General features: G+C 70.5%; 18 protein-coding genes. 12 read left to right on the top strand and 6 right to left on the bottom strand.

What is annotated here, in order from left to right:
- Positions 1-24: 24 nt before the first annotated feature.
- Together QWI33_RS11280 and QWI33_RS11275 are read left to right on the top strand one after the other, a co-directional pair.
- On the top strand, positions 25-411 hold the full coding sequence (locus QWI33_RS11280) for a hypothetical protein (RefSeq protein ID WP_289957233.1): 387 nt from the start codon (positions 25-27) through the stop codon (positions 409-411).
- Between the two features lie 368 nt (positions 412-779).
- Positions 780-2,816 carry a cellulase family glycosylhydrolase gene (locus QWI33_RS11275; protein ID WP_289957231.1) on the top strand — a complete coding sequence of 679 codons (2,037 nt, stop codon included), beginning with the start codon at positions 780-782 and terminating at the stop codon, positions 2,814-2,816.
- 46 nt (positions 2,817-2,862) lie between these two features.
- Here QWI33_RS11275 and QWI33_RS11270 read toward each other — a convergent pair whose 3' ends face one another.
- Positions 2,863-3,633 carry an NAD(P)H-dependent oxidoreductase gene (locus tag QWI33_RS11270; RefSeq protein WP_289957230.1) on the bottom strand — a complete coding sequence of 257 codons (771 nt, stop codon included), beginning with the start codon at positions 3,631-3,633 and terminating at the stop codon, positions 2,863-2,865.
- A gap of 218 nt (positions 3,634-3,851) precedes the next feature.
- Between QWI33_RS11270 and QWI33_RS11265 the strand changes: the two genes are divergently transcribed.
- On the top strand, positions 3,852-5,387 hold the full coding sequence (locus QWI33_RS11265; protein ID WP_289957228.1) for an Hsp70 family protein: 1,536 nt from the start codon (positions 3,852-3,854) through the stop codon (positions 5,385-5,387).
- 48 nt (positions 5,388-5,435) lie between these two features.
- Here QWI33_RS11265 and QWI33_RS11260 read toward each other — a convergent pair whose 3' ends face one another.
- Positions 5,436-6,278 carry an alpha/beta fold hydrolase gene (locus QWI33_RS11260; RefSeq protein ID WP_289957227.1) on the bottom strand — a complete coding sequence of 281 codons (843 nt, stop codon included), beginning with the start codon at positions 6,276-6,278 and terminating at the stop codon, positions 5,436-5,438.
- 91 nt (positions 6,279-6,369) lie between these two features.
- Between QWI33_RS11260 and QWI33_RS11255 the strand changes: the two genes are divergently transcribed.
- Complete coding sequence (locus tag QWI33_RS11255; RefSeq protein WP_289957226.1) at positions 6,370-6,930, top strand: TetR/AcrR family transcriptional regulator; 561 nt, start codon at positions 6,370-6,372, stop codon at positions 6,928-6,930.
- A gap of 41 nt (positions 6,931-6,971) precedes the next feature.
- Complete coding sequence (locus QWI33_RS11250; protein WP_289957224.1) at positions 6,972-10,238, top strand: DUF4132 domain-containing protein; 3,267 nt, start codon at positions 6,972-6,974, stop codon at positions 10,236-10,238.
- Positions 10,239-10,322: 84 nt separating this feature from the next.
- Here QWI33_RS11250 and QWI33_RS11245 read toward each other — a convergent pair whose 3' ends face one another.
- Positions 10,323-11,252, bottom strand: a complete 930-nt coding sequence (locus tag QWI33_RS11245) for an aldo/keto reductase (protein ID WP_289957222.1) — start codon at positions 11,250-11,252, stop codon at positions 10,323-10,325.
- Between the two features lie 2 nt (positions 11,253-11,254).
- Positions 11,255-12,502, bottom strand: a complete 1,248-nt coding sequence (locus QWI33_RS11240) for an ROK family transcriptional regulator (protein ID WP_435367572.1) — start codon at positions 12,500-12,502, stop codon at positions 11,255-11,257.
- Positions 12,503-12,572: 70 nt separating this feature from the next.
- Here QWI33_RS11240 and QWI33_RS11235 point away from each other — a divergent pair, with 70 nt between their 5' ends.
- Genes QWI33_RS11235 through QWI33_RS11205 form a run of 7 tightly spaced genes read left to right on the top strand, consistent with a single transcriptional unit; the run spans position 12,573 to position 20,220 of the window.
- On the top strand, positions 12,573-13,667 hold the full coding sequence (locus QWI33_RS11235) for a Gfo/Idh/MocA family protein (protein ID WP_289957219.1): 1,095 nt from the start codon (positions 12,573-12,575) through the stop codon (positions 13,665-13,667).
- Positions 13,664-15,172: a sugar ABC transporter ATP-binding protein gene (locus tag QWI33_RS11230; RefSeq protein ID WP_289957217.1), complete on the top strand. Its 1,509-nt coding sequence runs from the start codon at positions 13,664-13,666 to the stop codon at positions 15,170-15,172. Before QWI33_RS11235 ends, QWI33_RS11230 begins: the two co-directional genes overlap by 4 nt.
- Positions 15,169-16,170, top strand: a complete 1,002-nt coding sequence (locus QWI33_RS11225) for an ABC transporter permease (RefSeq protein WP_289957216.1) — start codon at positions 15,169-15,171, stop codon at positions 16,168-16,170. The genes QWI33_RS11230 and QWI33_RS11225 overlap by 4 nt, the downstream gene beginning before the upstream one ends.
- Complete coding sequence (locus QWI33_RS11220; RefSeq protein ID WP_289957214.1) at positions 16,167-17,165, top strand: ABC transporter permease; 999 nt, start codon at positions 16,167-16,169, stop codon at positions 17,163-17,165. The genes QWI33_RS11225 and QWI33_RS11220 overlap by 4 nt, the downstream gene beginning before the upstream one ends.
- 16 nt (positions 17,166-17,181) lie before the next feature.
- Positions 17,182-18,384, top strand: a complete 1,203-nt coding sequence (locus QWI33_RS11215; protein WP_289957213.1) for a substrate-binding domain-containing protein — start codon at positions 17,182-17,184, stop codon at positions 18,382-18,384.
- Positions 18,381-19,226: a sugar phosphate isomerase/epimerase family protein gene (locus QWI33_RS11210; protein WP_289957212.1), complete on the top strand. Its 846-nt coding sequence runs from the start codon at positions 18,381-18,383 to the stop codon at positions 19,224-19,226. The genes QWI33_RS11215 and QWI33_RS11210 overlap by 4 nt, the downstream gene beginning before the upstream one ends.
- Positions 19,219-20,220, top strand: a complete 1,002-nt coding sequence (locus tag QWI33_RS11205) for a sugar phosphate isomerase/epimerase family protein (protein ID WP_289957211.1) — start codon at positions 19,219-19,221, stop codon at positions 20,218-20,220. The genes QWI33_RS11210 and QWI33_RS11205 overlap by 8 nt, the downstream gene beginning before the upstream one ends.
- Positions 20,221-22,195: 1,975 nt before the next feature.
- Here QWI33_RS11205 and QWI33_RS11200 read toward each other — a convergent pair.
- Positions 22,196-23,557 (bottom strand): permease prefix domain 1-containing protein, encoded by a 1,362-nt coding sequence (locus QWI33_RS11200; RefSeq protein ID WP_289955618.1) that lies wholly within the window; start codon positions 23,555-23,557, stop codon positions 22,196-22,198.
- A 1-nt stretch (position 23,558) separates the two neighbouring features.
- On the bottom strand, positions 23,559-23,927 hold the full coding sequence (locus QWI33_RS11195) for a PadR family transcriptional regulator (RefSeq protein ID WP_289955616.1): 369 nt from the start codon (positions 23,925-23,927) through the stop codon (positions 23,559-23,561).
- Between the last annotated feature and the right edge of the window lie 86 nt (positions 23,928-24,013).

Here is a 24,013-nt window from a genome sequence, read left to right as displayed (position 1 = left end):
ATGTGCGCCGTCCACCCTGAGACGGTGACCGAGTATCCGAACACGGAGAACCTGCCCGGGCCGCTTGCCAAGCGCATTCTCGATTGGGCGAATAGGCAGGACCTGTCGTCGGCCTACAACTGGAACGTCGCGTTCGCTCCCGGTTGGAAGGTCATGGGGCACGGGGGGATCTGGGGCATCATCGACCCGCACCCGATCATGTGCGGCTGCGGTGCCGAACAGCTGCCGCTGTTCACGGCCTCCAGTGGGGAGTTCGATGGGGGCACAGGGAGTTGGCAGCCCGTTGAAGAAGCCGGAACCGAATACCGCCACTCGGACCCGGTGGAGGTGACGATCGGACGCGGGTACACGCTCCAGCTGTACTACTGCCCCGAGTCCGAGCGCCACACCAGCTGCACCGAAATGTTCTAGACCCCGAACGCCTCGACGAGGTGGGCATGAGGTTTGTATTCTTCCGTCCGCTTTCCTTGATCTTCGCCGACCCGCCCGGGCTCGGGAACACGCACGCACATCTCTTCCTGGGTCCGAAGCGAGTGGCGACGCGGTCTCAGACGAGGTGTTGCGCAGGGCCGCCGGCTATCAGGATGCCAGCGGGGTCGTCACCGGCGCAGAGGGCGAGTGGCAGCCTTGGGCGGGGGCGGGGCGGTATCGAAGAGTGCAGATTGGTCTATTGACTATGGTCGGTCGGCGAACCTAGGCTGGGATCGCACAAGGAGACGACCCCCCTCCGGCGGCGGAAGTCGCGCCCTCACGGAAATCACTTTCCCTCAAGGAGATCCGTGAAGACATCAGATGCTGTCCATAGAAGACGACTGCGCCTCGGCGCGATCGCCGCAGTCGCGGTCACCGCTTTGACCGCGGGGCTGATCGGCGCCTCCGGCGCTCAGGCGGCCCAGGGCTGCGAGGTCGATTACCAGGTCACCGGCCAGTGGTCGGGCGGCTTCAACGCCAACGTCGAGGTCACCAACCTCGGCGACCCGGTCAACCACTGGGACCTCGAGTGGACCTGGGCCGACGGCCAGCGCATCACCCACATGTGGAACGCGAAGGACAAGAGCAAGGCCGCCTCTGCCAAGGCTTCCAGCCTCGGACACAACGCCTCGCTGGCGACCGGCGGCTCGACGTCGTTCGGGTTCTCCGGTTCGTGGTCGGGTGCGAACACCGACCCGACCGAGTTCCGCCTCAACGGCCGTCTCTGCGACGGCTCGGTGAGCGAGCCGCTCACCGCGATGCAGCAGGTCGCGGCCATGCAGCCGGGCTGGAACATCGGCAACACCCTGGACGCGCTGGGCGGTGAGACCGGCTGGGGCAACCCGCTGATCACCGAGGAGCTCATCCAGACCGTCAAGGCCGAGGGCTACAAGTCGATCCGCCTGCCCGTCACCTGGGACGAGAACCTCGGCCCCGCACCGGACTACACGATCGACCCGGTCTGGCTCGACCGCGTCGCGGAGGTCGCCGACATGGCCCTCGCGAACGACATGCAGGTCCTGCTCAACATCCACCACGACTCGTGGATGTGGATGAGCGCCATGCCCACCGACCACGACGGCGTGCTCGCCAAGTACGAGGCGATCTGGACGCAGATCGCCGAGCGGTTCAAGGACTACCCGTCCGAGCTGTCCTTCGAGAGCGTCAACGAGCCGCAGTTCACCGGCACCGACGCACCGGCCGGGGATGTGCTGGTCGACGAGCTCAACGTCGCCTTCCACGAGATCGTCCGCGGCTCCGGCGGGAACAACGGCGACCGGCTCCTGGTGATGCCCACGCTGGTCACCAGTGCGGACCAGCCGCAGCTGGACGCGCTCAAGGCCACCATCGACTCCCTCGACGACCCGATGATCGCCGCGACCGTCCACATGTACGGGCCCTGGCCGTTCAGCGTCAACATCGCCGGGGGCACCACCTACAGCGAGCAGGTCGAGCAGGAGATCACGACGACCTTCGAGCGGGTGCACGACACCTTCGTGGCGGACGGCATCCCGGTCATCATCGGGGAGTGGGGCGTCCTCGGGTACGACTGGACCCGGCCCATCGTCCCCTCCCAGCAGTACGGTGAGCTGCTGAAGTTCTTCGAGGGCATGATGTTCCAGGCCCGGGACAAGCAGATGACCCTGATGCTGTGGGACGCCGGCTCGTACCTCAACCGCGAGACCCTGGAGTGGCGCGACCCGTACGTGCACTCGTACCTGGACTCGGGCCTGACGACGCGTTCGGGCACGGCCTCGTTCGACTCGATCTACGTCGAGAAGGCCGGGGCCATCGCGGACGAGTCGCTCACGCTCAACCGCAACGGCCTCGAGTTCGAGGGCCTGTGGCACGGCGACACCGAGCTGGCAGAGGGCGCCGACTACACCGTCACCGGCGACACGCTGACCTTCACCGCCGCCGCGCTGACCCGTCTCGCGGGCGACCGCGCGTACGGCGTCAACGCGACGGTCGAGGCGCGCTTCTCGGACGGTCTGCCCTGGCGGATCCACGTCATCAGCTACGACACGCCGGAGCTCTCGGACGCGTCCGGGGCCGTGAACGCGTTCGCGATCCCGACCGAGTTCAACGGCGACCGGATCGCCACGATGGAGGCGAAGTACGCCGACGGCACCTACGCCGGGCCCCACGACTGGACCTCCTACAAGGAGTTCTGGGCGACCTACCGGCCCGACTACGGGGGCGGCACGATCACGCTCACCGCTGACTTCTTCAACGCGGTCAGGGACGGCGAGCCCGTCACCCTCACGTTCCACTTCTGGGGCGGCGGGACCGTGGAGTACACGGTCGCCAAGTCCGGCACGACCGTGACCGGCACTGCCTCCTAGACGACGGCCCGGAGAGCGGCGCGGGCACCTGAGTGCCCGCGACGCTTCAGCGCTGGTCGGCGAGGTGGAGGCCGAAGCCGCTGGTGCCGGGGGTTTCGAGGCCGGGGGCGAGTTCTGAGGCGTCGGGGCGGGTGAGGGGGGTGTAGTCGCCGCCGGCTTCGGGTCGGTAGGGGAGGGGTTCGGTGGTGAAGGCGGTGGTGAGGCGCCGTTGGAAGCCCTCCTTGATGTCGTCGTAGCCCTCCTGGGTGAGGTGGACGGCGCTGTGCGCGACGAAGGGCGGGAGGACGTCGAAGCCGGTGAAGTAGAGGAGGCCGTGGTTGAGGGGGAAGAGGAGGTCTTCGATGGGGCCGTTGACGCCTCGGGGGGTGTAGTGGCCGGCGCGGCCGCCGGTGAGGGTGGCGAGCATGGCGCGCTTGCCCGCCAGGGGCCCGTCGCCGTAGCGGGGGATCGAGGCGCCGTAGGCGAAGTTGTAGGTGAAGACCCGGTCGATCCATCCTTTGAGGATCGCCGGGACGGTGAACCACCAGAGCGGGAAGAGCAGGACGACGAGGTCGGCGTCGAGCAGCTTCTGCTGCTCCGCCTGGATGTCGGGGGCGAGCCGGCCGGTCTCGTAGGCGGTGCCGGAGGCGTGCATGAAGTCGGGGCCGGTGATCCCGTCGAAGTCGGTGAAGTCGGCCGCCGACTGCCACTTCATCGCGTACAGGTCGGAGACCGCGACCTCGTGGCCGTTCGCCTCCAGCGTGCTCACGGCGAGGTCTTTCAATGCGGCGGTCAGGGAGTTCGCATCGGGGTGCGCGGAGACGATCAGTGCTTTCATGCCGGTAAGCCTCGCCCGGATCGCGGGGGCGCACCAGAGTCCGCTTTTCCTGGGTCTCCCAGGGCCACCTTGGGCGGACCGCTGCGGGAGCGAGGCGCTGCGGCGCATGGGGGACGAGATCCGGGGATTGAGGAAACCACAGGGACGCAAGAGGATACGAAGCTGTGACCGACCCCACCCGTTGAGTGGGTTCGATTCCACCCAATAGACTCACTCGCATGCAACCCTCACCCCGAGCAGTCGCCGTGGGGGTCGACCTCGGATCCTCGACCACGACCGTGTCGACCCGCCGCACCGATCATGGGGCCGAGTCCGAGGAGCCCGAAGCGGGCACGGCCCGCTTCGGGAGCGTGCGGGCCGACGGCGCGCCGCTGCCCGGTCTTCCCGGCGACGAATCCGCACTCGTCGTGCTCGCCGTCCCCGCCACCTGGACCGCGACCCGCCGCCGGGCGCACGCCGAGGCGGCCGCGAACGCCGGCTTCGAACCGTCCTTCCTCGTCTCCGAGCCCGAGGCCGCCGCCCGGCAGTACGCCGAAGACCAAGGGGGCGAAGCGAAGTCGCAGCCGCCGCTGGTGGTCTGCAACATCGGCGCGGGCTCGTGCCACATCGGCGTCGTGAGCCGCGAGAGCGACCACTACACGGTCGAGGCGGCCAAGAGCGCCGACGACATCGGCGGGCGCGAGTTCGACCGGCTCCTGCTCGAGCACCTGGCGGGCCGCCACCGCCAGGCCGACCCCGAGTTCTGGGCCCGCGTGGGCGACCCGGCCGAGACCGCGCTGCGCGCCGAGGCGCTCGACGAGGTCAGGCGCGCCCGCGAGTACTTGACCGACCATCCGTCCGTGGCGGTCTCCCTGCCGGACCTCGGCCGCGACCTGCGCCTGACCCGCGAGGACGCCGACCAGTGCCTCACTCCTGCGATCCTGCGGACCGTGGGACTCGTCGAGGAGGCGATGCGGGACGCAGGCATCGAGGCCGAGCAGGTCGCGGGCGTGCTGCTGGTCGGCGGGGTGAGCCGGATGCCGCTGGTCGCCATGGTCCTCGGGCACCATCTCGGCGTCGAGCCGGTGCGGCCCGACCTGCCGGACCTGGTGATCGCCGAGGGCGCGGCGCTGGCCGGACTCGCCCGGATACGCAGCGAGAGCGGGGAACCGGTCGATGCGCCCGCAGGGCTGGCCCGGCTGCGCGCGAGCCCTGACGTGCTGGTGACCGTGATGGTCGTCGTCATCGCGGTCGCCTCGTTCGCCGGCGTCGCGCTCCTCAACCGCGGCGGGATCGACGACCGCGAGATCGACGGCGACCTCGGCCTCGCGCCCACGGAAGGGGTGGTCGTCGACGAGACCGCGGTCGGCGAGGCCGAGCCCGCCCCGTCTGACGCCGAGGACTCCGCCGAGCCGGTCGCGACCGCACCGGCCGACTCCACAGAGGATGGCAGTTCGCCGGTGAGCGCGACCTCGCCGACGCCTGCGGCTCCCGCGGCGGCGTCGAGCGCGACCCCGTTCGCCCCGTCCGCCTCGGACCAGGCCGACACCTCCGAAGTGCCCGATGTGGTCGGTTCGACCGTGGCCGAGGCGAAGCGGATGCTCGCCGAGGCGGGGTTCACCGATGTCGCGGCCCAAGGCGAAAAGCGCGGATCACAGGGGCCCGGTTACGACCACTGCGAGGTCACGGCCCAGTCGCCGAACGGCGGCTCGCAGGCCGAGGGCGATACGGCGGTCACCTTGCAGTACGTGTACGTGGGCAACGACTCCTGCTGAACGACGCGGCGGCCCCCTCCCGACCGGGAGGGGGCCGCCGCGTTCGGTCTAGGAGCGGACGAACTTCAGCAGCGCCTCGTTCACCTCTTCGGCGTGCGTCCACAGCAGACCGTGGGGCGCGCCCGCGACCTCGACGTACTCGGCTTCGGGGAACGCGGCGTGGAAGCGGCGGGCCGTGGCGTCGATCGGCAGGATGTTGTCCTTGTCCCCGTGGAGGATCAGCGAGGGCTTGCCGGCGGCGCGGACGGCGGCCACGTCCTCGCGGAAGTCCTCGATCCAGGCGGAGACCACGGCGTAGGCGGCGACGGGCGCCGAGGTCGTGGCGGTGTTCCAGTTGGCGGTGACGACCTCTTGGCTGATGCGGCTGCCGAGGTTCTCGTCCAGGTTGTAGAAGTCCTGGTAGAACTGGGTGAACCAGGCGTAGCGGTCTTCGCGGGCGGCCTTGGCGATGCCGTCGAAGACGTCCTGCGGGACGCCTTCGGGGTTGTCGTCGCGCTGGACCAGGAACGGTTCGAGCGAGGCGAGGAAGGCGAGCTTGGCGACCCGCTCGTGGCCGTGGTTCTTGACGTACCGGGCGAGTTCGCCGGTGCCCATGGAGAAGCCGACGAGGATGACGTCGCGCAGGTCGAGGGTCTCCAGGACCTGGTTCAGGTCCGCGGCGAAGGTGTCGTAGTCGTATCCGGCGCCGACCTTGCTCGACTGGCCGAAGCCGCGGCGGTCGTAGGTGATGACGCGGTACCCGGCGGCGAGGAGCTCGCGGGTCTGGCGCTCCCAGCTGTGGCCGTTGAGCGGGTAGCCGTGGATGAGGACGACCGGCTGGCCGGAGCCCTGGTCCTCGTAGTAGAGCTCGACGGGGGTGCTGTTCTCGGTGCCGACGGTGATGGTGCCCATGACGACGATCCTTTCATATTGGAGAACGATCGTTCTCCGCTGTTGTAGACTACGATAGAGAACGATCGTTCTCATGGCAAGGAGAGTTTCTATGATCGACGACACAGCGGCTCGGGCGCAGGTGGTGGAAGCCGCCGACCAGCTGTTCTACGCGCAAGGCGTCCAAGCGGTCGGCATGGACGCGGTCCGTGCGGCCGCCGGCGTCTCCCTCAAGCGCATCTACGCCCTCTTCCCGTCGAAGGACGCGCTCGTCGCGGCGGTGCTCGAGCACCGCCGCGCCCAGTGGAACGCCGGGATCGCCGCCGGCGCGGCGAGGGCCGACACCGCGCGCGGCAAGATCCTCGCCGTCTTCGACTTCCTCGACGCCTGGTTCCGCGAACCCGACTTCAACGGCTGCGCCTTCATCAACGCCTACGGCGAACTGCACGGCGGCAGCCCCGCCGTGAGCCGCACCGTGCGCGAGCAGAAGGACGCCTTCCAGCGGTACATCGCCGGCCTCGTGCGCGAGGCGGGCGGGAATGCGACGCTCGCCGCGCAGATCGCGATCCTCGCCGAAGGCGCGCAGACGACCGCCGCGATCGCGGGCACCCCCGAAGCCGCCGCGCAGGCCCGCGCCGCCGTTGAAGTGCTCCTGGACGCCGCCCTCGCCTGAGCGGGGAGCCGTTGTCGTACCGGTTTCCTATGCTCTTCAGCGTGACTGAAACTGATCCCTCAATCCCGGCGCCCCTCGACGAGGACCGCGTGGACTTCCCCGACGAGTGGCACGAGTTCACCTTGGACTGGCGCGGGCGCGGCACACCCCGCCCCGTCACCGTCGACCCCGATGCCGCACAACGGGTGAAGGCGATCTTCGCCGAGAACGCCGAACGCCTCGAGCACCTCATCGACGCCCTCGACGTCCCCGCCTACGCGCCGACGATCCGGGCCGGGATCGCCGGCGAGGCCGACCCGCTCGGCGCCGCGCTCGCCCTCGCGATGCTCGCCCAGGTCGCCCCTGGTTCCCACCGGGACATCGAGCACCTCGGCAGGGACGCCTGGATCGGCACGCACGGCCTCGCCTTCGCGTGCCGGGCCGTCGTCGAACTGCTCGGATACGAGGTGTACTACTGGAACCGCAGCGGCGGTGTGTACGGGCGCGTCAGCATCCAGGAGCCCAACGCGCACCGGATCTCGCTCATCAACCAGCACCTGCACCGGATTCCCCAGCTGCGGTCCCTCCTCGCCGCCCTTCCCGACGACGAGTACGCGGCCGTGTGCGACGAAGTCGCGGCGCACCGCACCTCCGACGCGAAGAAGTTCGGCGCGGCGATGCTCATGCCCGACCGGGAGGACTGGGTGCGCGAAGCCCTCGATCTCCACAGCGGTTCACGACGGCGGCGGTACGGCGGCCACGACCTGGTCTGGGCCATCGCCTCGACACTCGAGCACGCCGAGCTGGCGGGCGCCACCTCGCTCGGCGTCTACGGCGACGTACCCGAGCGGATCGCCCTGGTCCTCGACGCGCTCGGGGCCGACGCGCTCCCCCTGCTCGTGAACACCATCGAAGGCGAAGACCGGCCGAGCGTCGAAGTGCGCGAACTCCTCTACGACGCCATCGGCCGCCTGCCCTCCACCGCGGCGCTCACGTACCTGCTCACCGACCTCACGAACCCGCACGCGGTCGCCGCCGCCAAGCAGGCGGCGGCCCGATTCCCGGTCCGCGCCCTGCGGACGGTCCTCGCGATCGCGCCGAGCGCCCACGCCGCCACCAAGATCCGCCTCGCCGGGTTCGCCCGCGCGAACGGCCTGCTCGACGCCGCCGCGGCCCTCGGCGACGCCGAACGGGACCGCCTCGCGGAGCTGGTGAGCCGGCGCCACCCCGTCGCCGAGACCGTTCCGGACGTGTTCACCACGCCCCCGTGGACCCCGTACGCGAAGCCCGCCTCCAAGCGGGCCGCCCTTGCGCTCACGCCCCCTGACGTGGACGAACTCCGCTGGGCCCCAGGCCAGCAGGAGGAGTGGCGCAAGATCTCCGGCTACGCGGCCCAGTACTGGGCCGACCCCGCCCGCTGGGACCGGAGGGACGCCGCGGACCCCGACAACTGGGCGTTCAACCACCTCATCGCCTACGCCCCCGACGAGCGCACCCAGCCCCTGCTCCCGAAATGGGACGGCACTTCGGCGTCCCTCACCATCGAGACGCTCAGGCCGATCCTCGCCCGCTACGGCGACGAGGTCAAAGCGCACATCATGGCGCAGCTCAAGCGCAAGACCTCCTTCCGAGAGGGCTTGGCGCCCTTCGTGAGCCTCGACGCCGCACGCCTGGCCGCCGGCTGGCTCTCCCGCTCCCGCAACGAGCGCGCCGCCGCCCGCTCCTGGTTCGACGCGTACCCGGGCGACGCCGCCGCGTTCCTCATCCCGGACGCCGTGGGCAAGGACGCCAAGCTCCGCAAGGCCGCCATGGACGCACTCCGGTACCTCGATCGGTCTGTTGTGGACGAACGTGCGGCGACGTACGGCGAGGAGGCCGCAGCGGCCGTCGCGGCGCTGCTCGACGCCGACCCGTTCGACCCCCAGCTGCCGCGCATCCCCAAGCCCGGCAAGTGGGCCGACCCCGGAGCCCTCCCGCAGGTGCTGCTCGCGGACCGCGCAGAGGCCCTGCCGGACGCGGCCGTCCGCACGCTGATGACCGCCCTGGCGATGGACGAGTCCGAGCGCCCGTACCCGGGCGTCGACTCGCTGGCCGCCGAGTGCGACCCGGAGTCGCTCGCGGCGTTCTCGTGGGGCCTGTTCGAGCTGTGGCTCTCGGCGGGGTCGCCGTCGAAGGACGCGTGGGCGATGGACCAGCTGCAGCGGTTCGCCGACGACTACGCGGTGCGGCACCTGACCGAGCGCATCCGCGAGTGGCCGGGTCAGAGCCAGAACCGCAAGGCCGTGCGCGGCCTCGAGGTGCTGGGCGGGGTCGGGTCGGAGTCGGCCCTGCGCGCCGTGCACGGCATCGCGCAGAAGGCGAAGTTCAAGGCGCTCAAGAAGACCGCGACCGAGCAGATCCAGGTGATCGCCGAGCGGCTGGAGCTCACCCTCGACCAGCTCGGGGACCGGCTCGTGCCGGACTTCGGGCTGGGCGACGACTCCCTGGTGCTGGACTACGGGCCCCGCTCCTTCACGATCAAGTTCGACGAGGCGCTGAAGCCGTACGTGCTGGACGACCAGGGCAAGCGCAAGGCGAGCGCGCCGAAGCCGAACGCGAAGGACGACCCGGAGCTCGCGCAGCCGGCGTACGAGCGGTTCGCGGCGCTGCGCCGCGACCTCAAGGCCACGGCCGCCGAGCAGGTGAAGCGCCTCGAAGCCGCCATGGGCAGCCGCACGTGGTCGCGGGCGGAGTTCCAGGAGTTCCTGGTCGACCACCCGCTCATGTGGCACCTCTCGAGCCGCCTGGTGTGGCAGGCCGGGGACACGGCGTTCAGGCTCGCCGAGGACCGGACCCTCGCCGACGTCGAGGACGAGCCGTTCGAGCTGCCCGACGACGCGGTGGTGCGCTTGGCGCACCCGCTCACCCTCGGCGACGAGGTCGAGGCGTGGGCCTCGGTGTTCGCCGACTACGAGATCCTGCAGCCGTTCGACCAGTTGGCGCGGCCCGTGTTCGAACTGGCCGAGGAGGACCGCGCGAGCGGGCACGTGGCGCGGTTCGAGGGCGCGACGACCGGCGGCGGGCCGCTCATCGGCCTGCTCAACCGGGGCTGGAAGTTCGGCGGGCCGGCGGCCCGCGGCGGCGGCTACGGCCTGTTCCGCGAGTTCGCCGCGGGCGGTTACGTGTTCCTCGATTCGACGCCGGGCGTGCACCCCGGCTACGGGTTCGACAACAGCACCGAGCAGACCCTCACGAACGTCGAACTGGTGCTGCCCGAGGGGGACGCGGTCAGTCCGGTGGCGATCTCGGAGATCCTGCTCGTGATCGCGCGACTGAGCCGCTCCGCCTAGCGGGCGGTGCGAACGGGCCCGGATCGTACCTCCTAAAGGTACGGTCTGGGCCCTTCGCCCGCCTGGTCCCGGAGCCGCATCGGCTCAGATGCGGGCCTGCGGCGCGAGCGCTTCCAGTTCCTCCCACAGGGATTCGGGGATCTCGACGTCGAGCAGCGCAATGGTCTCGGCGGCGCGCTCGGGCCGCGAGACGCCGACCACTGTGGAGTCGACCAGCGGCGAGCGGGTCGAGAACTGGAGGGCCGCCGCGATGAGCGGCACCCCGGCCCGCTCGCACGCCTCGGCCATCGCGAACGCGGCCGCGCCGATCGCCTCGTCGCGCTCGCCGTAGCAGTACTTCGGCTGCTGCGCAGGGCCCTTGGCGAGCATCCCGCCGCCGTACGGGGCGGCGTTGAGGACGCCGAGGCCCCCGGCGCGGGCCTTCGTGAACAGCTCCTCGGCCTCGCGGTTGAGCAGCGTGTACCGGTTGTGGTTGAGCACGATGTCGAACTCGCCGGTGTCGAGGTACCGCTGGCTCAGCTGCACGTCGCCCGAGGCCACCGCGAGGTGGTCGGCCACGCCGGACTCGCGGATCTCGACGAGCGCCTCGAGCGCGCCGCCGGGGGCGAAGCCGTCCTGCTTCATGAACTCGGGGTCGTGGAGGGCGAGGATCGGCAGGTGGTCGACGCCGAGTCGTTCCAGGCTCTCCTCGAGCGAGCGCCGCACCCGGTCGGCGGAGTAGTCGCCCGTCTCCGGGTCCGCGTCCACTTTGGTCTGCAAGACGAAGCCTTCGGGCAGACCGCCGCGGCGGCGGATGGCCTCGCCGATGCGCCGCTCGGACAGGCCGTCCTTGCCGTAGTTGTTGCCGGTGTCGAGGTAGTTGACCTCGCTGTCGAAGACCGCGAGGATCGTCTGGACCGCCCGCTCGTCGTCCACTTCGTACCCGTACACCGAGTCGAACCCGGCGAGCGTGCTGGTGCCGATGCACAGCGGGGTGACTTCGAGTCCGGTCTGGCCGAGAGTGTTGCGCTGCATGATCATCCGTTCGTCTTGATTTCTGTGATGGCGTCGAGTCGGGCGGGGTCGAGCGCGTGCTCGATCACCATGACCCCCGCGCCGATCGCGCCGCTGCTCTCGCCGGTGCGGGCGGCCGCGATGCGCAGGTGCCTGGTGGCCAGGGGGAGTGAGCGCTGGTAGATGACCTCGCGGACGCCCGCGATGAGGTGGTCGCCTGCCAGCGCGAGGGAGCCGCCGATGACGATGATCGACGGGTTGAAGAAGTTGACGGCCCCGGCGAGGACCTCGCCGATGTCCCGGCCGGCCTGGCGGACGAGGCGCAGGGCCGGGACGGAGCCGGCGCGGGCGAGCTCGACGACGTCGAGCGAGCCGCCCGCCTCGATGCCCTGCGCGGTGAGGTTCCGGGCGATGGCGGCGCCGCTGGCGACGGCTTCGAGGCAGCCGGTGTTGCCGCAGCGGCAGTGCACGTCGTCGGCGCCGGCGACGCGGATGTGCCCCATGTCGCCGGCGGCTCCCTGCGCGCCCCGGTAGACCTGGCCGGCGGCGATGATGCCGCAGCCGATGCCGGTGGCGGCCTTGATGAAGAGCAGGTGCTCGTACTCGGGCCAGGCGGTGAAGTGCTCGCCGAGGGCCATGATGTTCACGTCGTTGTCGACCATGACGGGCACGGGGATGCGCTCGCTCACGTACGCGGGGACGTCGAAGCCGTCCCAGCCGGGCATGATCGGCGGGTTGACGGCGCGGCCGGTGTCGTGCTCGACGGGGCCGGGGAGGCCGATCCCGATGCCGAGGAGGTCCGATGCGGGGCGCTCGACCTCGGCGAGGAGCGCGAGGCCGTGTTCGACGGTCCAGTCGAGCACCGCCTTGGGGCCCAAGGCGATGTCGAGGTCGGCGGTGGTGGCGGCGAGGACGTTCCCGGCGAGGTCGGTGACGGCGAGGCGGGCGTGGGTGGCGCCGAGGTCGGCGCCGAGGACGATGCGCGCGGCGGGGTTGAACGCGAAGGTGGCGGGGGGCCGGCCGCCGGTGGAGGCGGTCTCGCCGGTGGGGGCGATGAGCCCGGCGGCGAGGAGGGCGTCGACGCGGCCGGTGACCGTGGAGCGGGCGAGGCCGGTGAGCGCGGAGAGCTCCGAACGGGTTCGCGGGGTGCCGTCGCGCAGCAGCTGGAGCAGCGCTCCGGCGCCGGCTGCGGCGCTGGGAGCCGGGCGGCGGGGCACGGGTGAACCATCTGTCACTCGACTAGTGAACCACACGGGTTTGTACGGAGACATGACGTAACTGTTTCATAACACCGACAACTTTTGCTTGTGCTCTGTCATAAGTCCGTCCTACGGTCGTCATATGGCTCACGTCACGATCACCCGGCAGGACTACCGCGCGGCCGTCATCGGCACCGGCTTCATGGGGCGCGTCCACGCCCGCGCCATCGCCGTGGCCGGTGGCTCGCTCGCCGGGATCGCCGGGTCCACGCCGGAGCGGGCCCGCGAGGCCGCCGCGGACCTGCGCGCCGAGACCGTGTTCGACGACCTCGACGCGGCGCTCGACGCCGCGAACGTCGTGCACGTCTGCGTCCCCAACCACCTCCACGCCCCGATCGCCTTGGCCGCCATCGCGGCCGGCAAGCACGTCGTCTGCGAGAAGCCCCTCGCCACCGACGCCGAGACCGCCCGCGCGATGACCGAGGCCGCGCAGGCCGCGGGCGTGGTCGCCACCGTGCCGTTCGTCTACCGCTTCCACCCGATGGTCCGCGAGGCCCGCGCCCGCGTCGCGAGTGGACGGATCGGGCGCCTCACCCTCGCGCACGGCTCCTACCTCCAGGACTGGCTCCTGCGCCCCGGCGACGACAACTGGCGGGTGGACGCCGAGAAGGGCGGCGCGCTGCGGGCCTTCGGCGACATCGGCTCCCACTGGTGCGACCTCCTCGAGTTCGTCTCGGGCGACCGCATCGCCGCCGTCAACGCCCAGCTCGCCACCGCCAACCGCCGGCGCTCGGGCCGGGACGTCGCCACTGAGGACATCGTGACGCTCCAGTTCGCGACCGCCGGCGGCATGGTCGGCTCGACCGTGATCAGCCAGGTCTCGGCCGGCCGCAAGAACCGGCTCCTGCTGGAGATCTCCGGCACCGAGGCCACGATCGCCTTCGACCAGGAGCAGCCCGAGACGCTCTGGCTCGGCGGGCGCGACCAGAACGCGATCCTCATGCGCGACCCCGAGCACCTGCACCCCGACGCCGCCCGCCTGGCCCGCGTCCCGGCCGGTCACGCCCAGGGCTACCAGGACTGCTTCGACGCCTTCGTGGCCGACACCCGCGCCGCGATCGACGGCCAGGCCCCCGACGGCCTGCCGACGTTCGCCGACGGCCTGCGCGCCGCGCGCATCGCCGAGGCCGTCTTCGCCTCGGGCCGCACCCGCGACTGGGCGGAGGTGCCGGAATGACCGCACTCCTGGCCATGCGCGGCATCGGCAAAGCGTTCCTCGGCGTCCAAGTGCTCTCCGCAGTGGACCTCACCGTGAGCCGGGGCGAGGTCCACGCCCTGGTGGGGGAGAACGGCGCCGGCAAGTCCACCCTGATGAAGATCCTCGCGGGCGTCCACACCGCCGACGCCGGCACCATCGAGCTGGACGGCCGCGCCGTCTCCTTCACCCACCCGGCCGCCGCCCAGAAGGCCGGGGTCGCCTCGGTCTTCCAGGAGTTCAACCTCCTGCCCGAGCTCACCGTCGCCGAGAACGTCCACCTCGGACACGAACCGCGACGCCGCGGCGGCATCGACCGCAAGGCCATGAACGAGGCCACCGCAGCGGCCCTCGCCGACCTCGGCGTGGAGGACCTCGCCCCGACCGCCAAGGTCGGCACCCTCTCGGTCGCCCACCAGCAGATCACCGAGATCGCGAAGGCCCTCTCCCAGGGCGCGGACCTCATCTGCATGGACGAGCCGACCGCCGCCCTGGCCGACGCGGAGGTCGCGCTGCTGTACCGGCTCGTGGCCCGCCTGCGCGAGCGCGGGGTCGCGGTTCTCTACGTCTCCCACCGGCTCCGCGAGATCTTCGACCTGTGCGACCGGATCACCATCCTCAAGGACGGCCGCCTCGTCGACAGCGTCGCGACCGCCGACATCACCCCCGACGAACTCGTGACCCGCATGGTCGGCCGCCGCATCGAGGCCCAGTTCCCGCCGCGGCTGCCCGGCACTGAGACAGGCGAGGTCCGGCTGCGGATCGACGGCGGCGGCAACGACTATGTGGACGGCATCGACCTCGAAGTGCGCGCGGGCGAGATCGTGGGCCTGGCCGGTCTCCAGGGCTCGGGCCGCACCGAGATCGCCGAGGCGGTCTTCGGCATCACCCCGTTCACCCGTGGTTCGGTCGCAGTCGACGGCCGACCGGTGCGGATCTCCCGCCCCCGCAAGGCCATCGCCGCCGGGATCGCGCTCGTCACCGAGGACCGCAAGGCCCAGGGACTCGCACTGCACCAGTCGGTGAAGGCCAACGCGCGCATGGTGCTCGACGCGAACGCCCGGGTCCACTCCCGGCAGCGCCTGGCCCGCATCGAAGGAATCCTCTCCAGCCTCGACCTCGTCGCCCGCGGCGACGACCAGGAGGTCCAGTTCCTCTCGGGCGGCAACCAGCAGAAAGTGGTGGTCGCCAAGTGGCTCGCGGCCGAGCCGGGCGTGATCGTGCTCGACGAGCCGACGCGCGGGATCGACGTGGGCGCCAAGCACAAGCTGTACTCCGTGATCCGCTCCCTCGCGGCCGAAGGCCTCGCGGTGCTGCTCATCGCCTCCGAACTCATCGAGGTCATCGGCCTCGCCGACCGGATCGCGGTCCTCCACGACGGCCGCATCGCCGGGGAGCTGCCCGGCGGCGCGACCGAGCAGGAGGTCATGGCGTACGCGACCGGCCGCCGCGGCCGGCCCGGTCTTGAAGGGAGCGAACCGGAATGACCGCCCTGACCCCTCGCCGCCTCGGCACCACCGCCCTGATCTACCTCGCGCTCGCGGGCGTCCTCGTGCTCGGCGCCGTCGCCGTCGCGATGGACGGCGGGAACCTCTTCGGGACCGCGAACCTCGTCGACATGCTCACCCGCACCAGCCTCACCGGGTTCCTCGCCATTGGGATGACCCTGGTGATCCTGTGCCGGTCCCTGGACCTCTCGGTCGGGTACGTCGCGGCGCTCTCGAGCCTCGTCGCCGCGACCACGATGGACGGACAAGCCGCGAACATCCCGCTGGCGGTCGCCCTGGTACTGCTGGTCTCGGGCCTCATCGGGGCCGCGAACGGCGCGATCGTGGCCTTCCTCAAGGTGAACCCGTTCATCGCCACCCTCGGCACGGGCCTGATCCTCAAGGGCTACCTGGACACCCAGTACAAGGGCCCGGCCGGGGACGTGCCGGCGGTGTTCCAGCAGTTCGGGTACACGCGGATCGCGTTCATCCCGGTCTCGGCGCTGGTGATGCTCGCGGTGGCCGCCGCGGCGGTCTGGTACCTCCGGTCCACCCGCACCGGCCACCACATGTATGCCGTGGGCGGGGACGTCGAAGTCGCCCGCATGTCGGGCATCCGCACCACCCGCGTGCTGCTCACCGCCCACGTCCTGTGCGCCATGTGCGCGGGGCTCGCCGGGCTGCTGCTCGCGGCCCGGTTCGGCACCGGCTCGGCCGAGGCCTACACGAACCTGTACGAGCTGGACGCGATCGCCGCTGTCGTACTCGGCGGCACGCTCCTCCTCGGCGGCAAGGGCGGCGTGGCGGGAACCGTTGCGGGCGTGGCGATCCTGGCCGTGCTCGACACCGTGTTCAACGTGATGCAGATCGACCCGTTCGCGAAGGACGTGCTGCGCGGCGCCGTGATCATCGCCGCCGTCGCCCTGTACGCCCGACGCCAGCTCGACCGCACCGCCCGCAGACCCCGCTTCGCCCAAGCCCAAGGGAGGCAGTCATGACCCGCGCCCGCAGGCTCGGCGCCGCCCTCATAGGCGGCGGCACCGGCACGGTGTTCCTCCTGCTCGTGCTGATCTTCGCCTGGATCCTCGCACTGAACCCGGGGTTCTTCGAGGGCCCCTCGCTCATGGCGTTCCTGAAGCAGGCCGCGCCGCTGGTGATCCTCGCGGCCGGGCAGTACTTCGTGATCGTCTCGGGGAACTTCGACCTCTCCGTGGGCGCCCTGGTGGGCGCGCAGGTGGTGATCGCCGCGCGGCTCATCGACGGCGAGGAGTCCCGCACGGTCCCCGTCATGCTCGTGATGCTGGCCTTCGGCATCGGTGTGGGCCTGGTGAACGGGCTCATCACCACCGTCCTCAAAGTCCAGTCGTTCATCACGACGCTCGGGATGCTCCTGGTCCTGTACGGCGCGATCCGGCTCTGGACCGGCGGCGCCCCCACCGGCAGCCTCTCGGAGGCGTTCCGCACGCCCGGGCGGCTCGGCATCACCGATGTGCCGCTGGTGGGCCAGATCCCGTGGGCGCTGCTCATCATGCTCGCCCTCGGCGCGGGCGCGATCCTGCTGATGCGCACCAGGTTCGGCCGCATCCTCATGGCCTCGGGCGACAACGAGCTCGCCGCGAACCTCTCCGGCGCCCGCGTCGACGCCGCCCGCACCGCCGCATTCGTCCTCTCCGGCGTCTCGGCGACCGTCGCCGGCATCCTCATCGGAGGGTTCGCCGGGGTGAGCGCCCAGGTCGGCGAGGGCCTGGAGTTCACCGTGATCACCGCCGTGGTCCTCGGCGGCGTCGCGCTCGGCGGCGGCCGCGGCACGGCGCTCGCCGCCATGGCCGGGGCGCTCGCGATCGAAGCCCTGTTCACGCTCTTCAACCAGATGGCGCTGCCCGCGACGCTCCGGCCCGCCGTGCAGGGCGTCATCATCATCGCCGCCGTGGCCTACGCCGCCCTCCGGCGGACCCGACCCGCCTTGCAAACCACTACCGCCAGTCCCTCATGAAAAGAAGGTCCGCATCATGCAGACGACACGCCTAGCCTTCGCCGCAGCGGCCGCCCTCGGGCTGCTCCTCGCGACCGGCTGCACCACCGACACACCGGCCGACGACGCCGCCACCGACGAGTCGGCCCCCGCGGCCGACTCCGGCGAGTGGTTCGTCCAGGCCGAGTACGACGAGCAGCTCGCCCAGCGCGACATCGCGCCCGAAGGCGACCCGAACACGCCTTGGCTGCAGGCGATCGAGCCCGAATGGGTCGACACGACCGAGTTCAAGCGCGAAGGCGGGGACGCCACCGTGTGCTTCTCGAACGCCTCGGTCTCCAACCCGTGGCGTGTGACCGGCTGGATCACCATGCAGGAGCAGGTGAAGGTCCTCCAGGAGGCGGGCGCGATCGGCGAGTTCCGCACCTCGGACGCAGGTGACGACGACGACCAGCAGATCTCCGACATCCAGGCGTTCGTCGACTCCGGCGAGTGCGACGCGCTCATCGTCTCGCCCTCGACGACCGCGACCCTGACGCCCGCCGTCGAGACCGCTTGCGCCTCGGGCATTCCGGTGATCGTGTTCGACCGCGGCGTGAACACCGACTGCGCGACCACGTTCATCCACCCGATCGGCGGCTACGCCTACGGCGCGGACGCCGCCGAGTTCCTGGTCGAGAACCTCGAGCCGGGCTCGACGGTGCTGGCGCTGCGCATTCTCCCGGGTGTGGACGTGCTCGAGCACCGCTGGGCGGCGGCGCAGCAGATCTTCGGCGACTCCGAGCTGGAGGTGCTCGGCAACGAGTTCACCGGCGGCGACGCGGCCGAGATCAAGAACATCGTCAGCCAGTACCTGCAGCGCGGCGACGTGGACGGCATCTGGATGGACGCCGGCGACGGCGCGGTGGCCGCGATCGAGGCGTTCGAGGACGCCGGGAAGCCGTACCCGGTCATGGCCGGCGAGGACGAGCTCTCGTTCATGCGCAAGTGGGAGGAGACCGGGATGACCGCGATCGCCCCGGTGTACTCGAACTTCCAGTGGCGCACCCCGGTGCTCGCTGCGACAATGATCTTGAATGGCGAGCAGGTGCCGGCCGAGTGGGTGCTCCCGCAGGAGCCGATCACCGAAGCCGACCGCGACGAGTACCTGGAACGGAACGCCGACATGCCTTCACTGCACTACGCGAAGTTCGGCGGCGAGGACCTGCCGGGCTTCCCCGACGCCTGGCGCGACCGTTGACCCGAAGGATCGGCGTCAACACCTGGGTCTGGGCCTCGCCGCTCGATGACGAGGCCCTGGCCCGGCTCGCCGTGCGCGTGCGCGACTGGGGGTTCGACGTGATCGAGCTCCCGGTCGAGTCGCCCGGCGACTGGGACCCGCAGCGGGCCGACGCACTCCTCAAAGGACTCGGGCTCGACGCGACGGTGGTCCTCGTGATGGGCCCGGGCCGCGAGCTCGTGGACGCCCCGCGGGCCGTCGTCGCCGAGACCCAGGAGTATCTGCGCCGCGTGGTCGACGCCGCGGTCGCGGTGGGCTCCAAGGTGATCGCGGGCCCCGCGTACGCCTCGGTCGGGCGCACCTGGCGCCTCGCGGACCGGCCCGCCGCCTACCGCGAACTGCGCGAACATCTCAAGCCGGTCGCCGACTACGCGGCCGAGCGCGGGGTCACCGTGGCGGTGGAGCCGCTGAACCGCTACGAGACCAGTCTGGTCAACACCGTCGACCAGGCACTGGAGGCATTGGACGGACTGCCCGGCACCGCACTGGCCCTTGACGTCTACCACATGAACATCGAGGAGACCGACATCCCGGCGGCGATCGTGCGTGCCGGGGACCGCATCGGGCACGTCCAGGTGAGCGGTAACGACCGCGGCTCGCCGGGCAGCGACCACCTCCCATGGGCTGAGATCCTGCACGCGCTCGACCTGGCCGGGTATGCCGGACCACTTGTCATCGAGTCGTTCACCGCGCACAATGCCACTATCGCGACGGCCGCTTCCATTTGGCGGCCGCTCGCGCCGACCCAAGACGCCCTCGCCGTCGACGGACTGAACTATCTGAGGAGTCTCACCGATGCCTAGACCGATCACGCTGTTCACCGGCCAGTGGGCCGACCTGCCCTTCGAGGAGGTGTGCCGCCTCGCCGCGGGCTGGGGCTACGACGGGCTCGAAGTGGCCTGCTGGGGCGACCACCTCGACGTGGTGCGGGCCGCCGAGGACGACGACTACGTGGCCGAGCGCAAGGCCATCCTCGAATCCCACGGCCTGGGGCTGTGGACGATCTCCAACCACCTGGTGGGCCAGGCGGTCTGCGACGACCCGATCGACGAGCGGCACAAGGCGATCCTCCCCTCCCGCGTGTGGGGCGACGGCGAGCCCGAAGGGGTCCGCAAGCGCGCGGCCGAGGAGATGAAGGCGACCGCGAGGGCCGCCGCGAAGCTCGGCGTCGACACGGTCGTGGGCTTCACCGGCTCCGCGATCTGGAAGTACGTGGCGATGTTCCCGCCCGTCTCGGATGCGGTGATCGAGGCCGGCTACGACGACTTCGCGGACCGCTGGAACCCGATCCTGGACGTGTTCGACGAGGCGGGCGTCCGCTTCGCACACGAGGTGCACCCCTCCGAGATCGCCTACGACTACTGGTCGACCCACCGCGCGCTCGAGGCGGTCGGGCACCGGACCGCGTTCGGGCTCAACTGGGACCCGAGCCACATGGTGTGGCAGGACATAGACCCGGCCGCATTCCTGTGGGACTTCCGCGAGCGGATCTACCACGTGGACTGCAAGGACACCAGGAAGCGCCTCGACGGCCGCAACGGCCGCCTCGGCTCGCACCTGGCCTGGGGCGACCCGCGGCGCGGCTGGGACTTCGTGTCCACCGGCCACGGCGACGTGCCCTGGGAGGACTGCTTCCGCGTGCTCAACAGCATCGGCTACGCGGGCCCGATCTCGATCGAGTGGGAGGACGCGGGCATGGACCGCCTCCGCGGCGCCCCCGAAGCCCTCGAGTACGTGCGGAACCTGAACTTCGACAAGCCCGCGGCCTCCTTCGACGCGGCGTTCAGCTCCGAATAGGGCGTTGATGCGGGACGAGGGGGCGCCGGTCCACGGTGACTCGTAGACGATCCTCCAGACCGTCCTCCTCGTCCCACTGCCCGCCGATTCGAGGAACCCATACTGCGAGACCGGCGGTGTGAAAGCTCGTTGCCGGGGCTGACGGTCGCTCCCACTTCCCGACCATCGTGACTGAACTGCAGATCCAAGCGAATAGGCATGACCGGACGGGGTGATTGCTCGGGCTCGTTTTGGCTTGGGCTCCAAGCGATCAGCGACGAGGAGGCAGGTGCTGTCCCGGGGCGCGCTGCCGAAGCGGGGCCGGTGTTCGGCCCGGGTTCAGGCTTGCGGCGACGGGAGCGGCTGGACGGTATCTGCGGTTCCGTTCCCGGGTTAGCGCGGGTGATCCGGTCCAGGTTCGCGCGGGTGACTCGGTCCGGGTTCGTGCGGGTGATCCGGTCCGGGTTCGGGTCGGCGGCGATGAGGTGGTGGGTGGGCTCCCGGGGTCGGGTAGACCGTCCCTATCGTCCGGACGCGCTGAGTACGGCCGGATGCTGTTGCGGTGGTCGGGTGGCGTCGTCGTCGCGGGGCATCGCGATGGCTGCCTGGTGCTGTGGCGAGGTGTGGCGATGACCGGTGGGGTGTGGCTGGCGGTCCTGGAGGCCGGTTCGCTGTCGTAGTCGCGGTGGCGGTCGTTGCGCCGGTTCATGGGCAGGATCGTGTTCGTCATGTCGTGTCACCTCCTCTCGTGCTGCTGCTGTGGTCGATCGGTGTCGGTCGCGTCGCTTCGCTTCGCTTCGACACGAGGGCCTTGACCTGGTCGCGCCGTTCCCACCGGGGAGGGTGCTGTTGCCTTCCTCGACTGTGGGAATGGTCGGGCCGTCCTGCCCTGGTAGAGCCCTGGTGGAGCCCTGGTGGGCGGCGGGTGGTGGTGTCGCCTCCTGGTGTGTGCCTCTTGCCCGGGACCTTGGTCCTGGCGGCCGGGCGTTGCCCGCGCGCTATCGCGCCCGGACAGGATCCGGCTCGCCCGCGCACGGTGGCGCGTTCGGGCGGTGGTGGTGCTCGTCCGCGCACTAGGGCGCGTTCGGGCGAGGGTGGTGCTTTGGTGGTGCTGGTCGCCATGGACGTGGTGCCGGTACTGTGCCGGGTCCGAGTCCTCATTGCTCGGCCTGGAGTGCCGGTCACGCTGGCGGGTCTGGCTGGGGTTGAAGACGCCTCCGTGTGAGGTGTTTCCTTCTGGTGAGGGTGATCCGGACCAGGATCGTCCACCCAGTCACGGCCCTTCGGGGGCGCGGACAGCTGCGGGCGATGGCACGGGGATGAGATCGGTCGCCTCCAGTAGCGGAGGGCCACCCCTGGCTTGCGGGGTCGTCGCCTCGAAACAAGTCGGTTTGTCGGTTCGGCCAGAGGCTTGGCTTAGTCTGCTTACACCAGCCCCGACACCTGTACAAATTTCCTGTCCCTGTACGTACCTCAAGTATCCCTCGAACAGCCCCCGACCGTCATCACCCACACGCGTACAACACCCTCACATTCCGCCTCGGAACCGCAGCGCCGCAAGCGAAGACGCCCGCGTTCGCGAGTCCCCGCCCCGGCCCCACCGCACCGCAAGGAAAGACGCCCCCGTTCGCGAGTCGCCACCCCGGCCCCACCGCGCCGCAAGCCAAGACGCCCCCGTTCGCGAGTGCCGCCCCAGACTCACTGCGCCGCCGCGCCACCGCGCCAAGACGCCCGCGATCAGGAACGCCGCCGCCCCGGCCCCACCACGCCACCGCGCCGCAAGCCAACAGGCCCCCGTTCGCGAGTCGCCGCCCGCCCCGGAACGAACCTGCAACCCCGCCACCCGACCCCACCCCACCACCCACCCTTTCGTCGCTGCCCGGTTTGACCGCAACCCACCCCGACCCGAGCTCCGACACCCACCTGATGCGCCGGTCCAGCTGCATCCGAACCCATCCGAGCCGACGACGCTCGCGCAGCAGCCCGGGGGCTCGCGCTACGCGAAGGCGAAGACCGGCGGGAAGACCAGCACCACGATCCACGCCCAGGCGGCGTACACCGGCACGTAGTCGGTCTGCCAGCGCTCCAGCAGCGCGAACCGCTTGCGGCCCTTCACGATTCCCCAGTACAGCCAGGCCGTCCAGGCAAGGTTCACGAAGAGGATCAGGTTCTCGCCGAGCGCCGCCGTCTTGTTCGGGGTGAACCCGAACTCGGTGATCCGGCCCAGGATCGCGATGAGCACGAGCACGTCGATGAGCAGGGCGCTCACCACGAGCGCGAGCTGCATCCAGTCGAAGATCCTCGGCGGGGCGCCCGGGTCGCGCGCCGAGATCGAGTACAGGACCAGGGCGAGCACGACCACCAGCAGCAGGTCGAACAGGATGAGCATGTCCCGCTCGACGTCGATCGCGTTGGTGGTCACTGCGATCGCGACGAGCACGGCCACGAGCGTCACCGCGAACAGCGGTGTGAACACGCGGGTGAGCACCGGCGCCATGTTCTCGATGACGCTCTGCTTCGCCTCTACGAGCCAGGCGGCGACGATCACGGCGGCGGCGACGCCGCAGGGGATGAGCCATTCGCTGATGAAGGTCTCGGCGTCGATCCCGATGGCGCTGAACGTGCCGATGGTGATGCCGGTGAGCACGCCGCCGCCGAGGGCGATGAGCACCATGTAGATGAACCACTCGCCGCTGAAGCGGATGAAGTCCATGCGCCGCCGGCTCGAGCGCCAGTCGCCTTCGGCGTAGGCGACGCCGACGACGAGCCACAGCGCCAGCGGCAGGTGGATCGCGGAGAGCACTATGGACTGCGAGTCGTCGTCGAGCCGGTACGCGTTGGCGCCGACGGCCCCGAGTGCGAAGAGGCCCAGGAGCGCGATCGCGGTGCCTCGGCCGACCTTGCGGCGCCACGCGAAGTAGACGGTGAGCGGCGCGAGGATGAGCAGGCCGATGTTGCGCCCGTAGAACTCCGCGCTCTCGTCGAACCCGAAGCCGAACAGCGCCGGGAGCTTCACGGCCAGCACGCCGAGGGCCGCGCACACGACCATGACGAGCAGGCCTCGTCGCCGCTCGGCCTCGGCGGGCGCGTCCTCGTCGGTGAGCACGAGCTGCTTCCACAGCCGGTCGGAGTGCTCGCGGGCGAACTCGCGGGAGAGTTCGTCCATGCGGCCCATGCGTTTGACGGCGATGAGGAAGGCCTCGTCGGGGTGCAGGCCCGTCTCGGTGAGGTCGGCGACGCGCTCGCGGAGGTGGTCCTCCAGTTCGTCCACGTCGGCGCTGGCGACGGCGCGGCGGCGCAGCATGTAGGAGCGCCATTCGGCGATCTGCGTTTCGAGTTCAGTCTCGTTCTCTGTCATGTCACCCCTCCAGTACGGGGCCAGGGGCCGGGACGATCGACCGCGTGGCCTTCCAGATGTCTTGCAGCGCTTCGGTGACGGCGTCCCACTGTTTGCGCTGCTCGGCCAGTTCCTTCAGGCCCGAGGGGGTGATGGCGTAGTACTTGCGGCGCCGGCCGCCTTCGGGGGTGCGCCAGTGGGCTTCGACGTGGCCGAGCCGTTCGAGGCGGTGGAGGAGTGGGTAGAGCAGGCCTTCGGTCCATTCGAGGCGGCCGCCGGAGCGTTCGCTGATCGCTTTGAGGATCGCGTAGCCGTAGCTCTCCTCTTCGGCGAGGATGCCGAGGACCAGGGGTGTCGCCGAGGCGGCGACGAGGTCTTTGGCGATGTGCATGAGGGGGTGCCTCCTAACCCTAGTAGTTCTATGCCTTGAGGTTCTATGCATCGTAGCGCTAGGGTTCGGATTCGGCAAGGCCCCAG

This window comes from Glycomyces tritici, from assembly GCF_030403505.1.
This window is presented reverse-complemented; position numbering and strand designations above follow the sequence as displayed.